The organism is Acidipropionibacterium timonense, from assembly GCF_900605005.1.
GTDB lineage: Bacteria > Actinomycetota > Actinomycetes > Propionibacteriales > Propionibacteriaceae > Cutibacterium > Cutibacterium timonense.
Genome location: NZ_LR027565.1, coordinates 1 through 2414, shown reverse-complemented (window position 1 = coordinate 2414; position 2414 = coordinate 1). Strand labels below are relative to the sequence as shown.

Below are 2414 nucleotides of genomic sequence, written 5' to 3'. Positions count from 1 at the left end.
CCCCCCCCCCCCCGCCCGCCGAGCCTGCTCCTGCTCCCGCACCGGCACCTGAGCCCACCCCGGCGCCGGCACCCACGCCAGCCGCCCCGACTCCGGCTCCGGCAGCCGAGTCGGCTCCCGAGCCGCAGGTCGCCGCGACGAACGACGTCGCCCCGCGGGCCACGAACCCGTCGGCCGATGTCTACGTCACCCCGCTCGTGCGCAAGCTCGCCAAGGAGAACGGAGTCGACCTGTCCACCCTCACCGGTACCGGCGTGGGCGGACGTATCCGCAAGCAGGACGTCCTCGACGCCGCCAAGGCCGCCCAGGCCCCGGCTCCCGCACCGGCCGCTGCCCCGGCTCCGACCGCCGCCCCCGCTGCCGGTTCGGTGCGGGTCGCCGCCCAGCAGGTCGCCCCCGAGGCCGCCGCGCTGCGCGGCACGACCGAGAAGATGAGCCGCCTGCGCAAGGTCATCGCCTCGCGCATGGTCGAGTCGCTCCACGTCTCCGCCCAGCTCACCGCGACGGTCGAGGTCGACATGACCGCGATCTCGCGCATCCGCAAGGCCGAGAAGGCGGCCTTCAAGGCTCGCGAGGGAGTCGGCCTGTCGTACCTGCCCTTCATCACGAAGGCGGTCGTCGAGGCCCTCAAGCAGAACCCGCGGTTCAACGCCAACATCGACACCGAGGCCGGGACGATCACCTACGGGTCCTCCGAGAACATCGGTATCGCCGTCGACACCCCGCGCGGCCTCCTCGTCCCTGTCATCAAGAACGCCGGGGACCTCAACATCGCCGGCCTGGCCCACCAGATCTCCGACCTGGCGGCCCGCACCCGCGACAACAAGGTCACCCCGGACGAGCTGGCCGGTGGCACCTTCACCATCACCAACTACGGGTCGGCCGGGGCGCTCTTCGACACCCCGATCGTCAACCAGCCCGAGGTCGCCATCCTCGGCACCGGAGCCCTCGTCAAGCGTCCGGTCGTCGTGACGAACGAGTTCGGCGAGGACACCATCGCCATCCGCGACATGATGTACCTCTCGCTGTCGTACGACCACCGTCTCATCGACGGTGCCGTCGCCGCCCGCTTCCTCTCGGCCATCAAGGCGCGCCTCGAGGAGGGTGACTTCTCCGGCGAGTTCTGATCGACGACGCAGCGACTCATCCGCGACGCAGCGCCCGGCCCCCTTCGGGAGGCCGGGCGCTGCGTCGTCGTCACGGTCCTGGGCGGCGTCCCCGCTCCCGCCGGACCACCAACCCGTCCGCGCCCAGTCCCCACTCGCACCCGACCGCCACCCGTCGACTCCTCCCACCTGCCCGCCACCCCTCGGACCGCCCCCGGTCGACTGCTCGCGACCCGACCGCCACGATTCCCCACGCAACTCGAACGGGTGTGATGGACAGGTCGAATCGGAGCAGTTGCGCGGGGATTCGTGGCGGTGCCCCTCCCGGACCCGTCGAGCACACCACTCGGACACACCCCAGGAGCAGACCACGTGAGTCGGCCTCCGCGACCGACGAATGCCGGCCGATCGGGACGGGGGAACTAGGATCGGCCGATGTGACGCAGCAGTACTCCCCCATGGCCGAGCGATCCCCTCTGTCCTCATCGGCGACGCCGCACGAGAGTGACGTGACGACGCCGCACGAGGACAGCGTGACCCCGCAGCCGCGGACCCCGCACGTCGTCGACGGGGCGGTCCCCTCCGGGTGGGTCGACCACCCCGAGGGCCTGGAGTTCGAGTACCTGGGCATCGCCGACGAGCCGCCCACCCGCAGCCCCTACCGCCCCACCTGGGACCACCAGCGGCAGGTCCACGACGAGGTGGCCTCACACCGACGTCCAAGCACCGTGATCTACGTCGAGCACGACCCCGTCTACACCGCAGGCAGGCGAACCCGACCCGAGGCCTACCCCTTCGACGGCACCGAGGTCGTCCCGGTCGACCGGGGCGGCGAGATCACCTGGCACGGCCCCGGCCAGCTCGTCGGCTACCCCATCGTCTTCCTCCAACGCGGGATCGGCGTCGTCGACTACGTCCGGCGGGTCGAGGAGTCGATCATCCGCCTCCTGGCCGCCCACGGCCTGGCGGCCGGCCGCGTCCCCGGGCGCACCGGCGTGTGGTTCCCCTCCGACGGCCACGGCCCCGAACGCAAGATCTGCGCCATCGGCATCCGGGTCTCGCGGCAGACCGCCATGCACGGCTTCGCCCTCAACATCGACCCGGACACCGCCGGATTCGACAACATCATCCCATGTGGCATCGCCGATGCCGATGTCACCACGTTGGCCCGGGAGCTGCGTCGCGTCCACGGCCCGGACGCCCCCATCCCGACCCTGCTCGACATCGCCCACGAGCTCGAGCCGATCCTCACCCAGCTCATGTCGTTCCAGCCCTACGCGATGAGCCCGGACATCCCCCGCACCGCCC

Annotated in this window: 2 protein-coding genes; both read left to right on the top strand. The window is 71.5% G+C overall.

Annotated features, from left to right (window positions below):
• On the top strand, positions 1-1127 hold a 1127-nt coding region (gene sucB, locus E0E30_RS13135), incomplete at its 5' end, for a 2-oxoglutarate dehydrogenase, E2 component, dihydrolipoamide succinyltransferase (protein WP_245306694.1).
• Positions 1128-1543: 416 nt separating this feature from the next.
• On the top strand, positions 1544-2414 hold an 871-nt coding region (gene lipB / locus E0E30_RS13130; protein WP_245306693.1), incomplete at its 3' end, for a lipoyl(octanoyl) transferase LipB.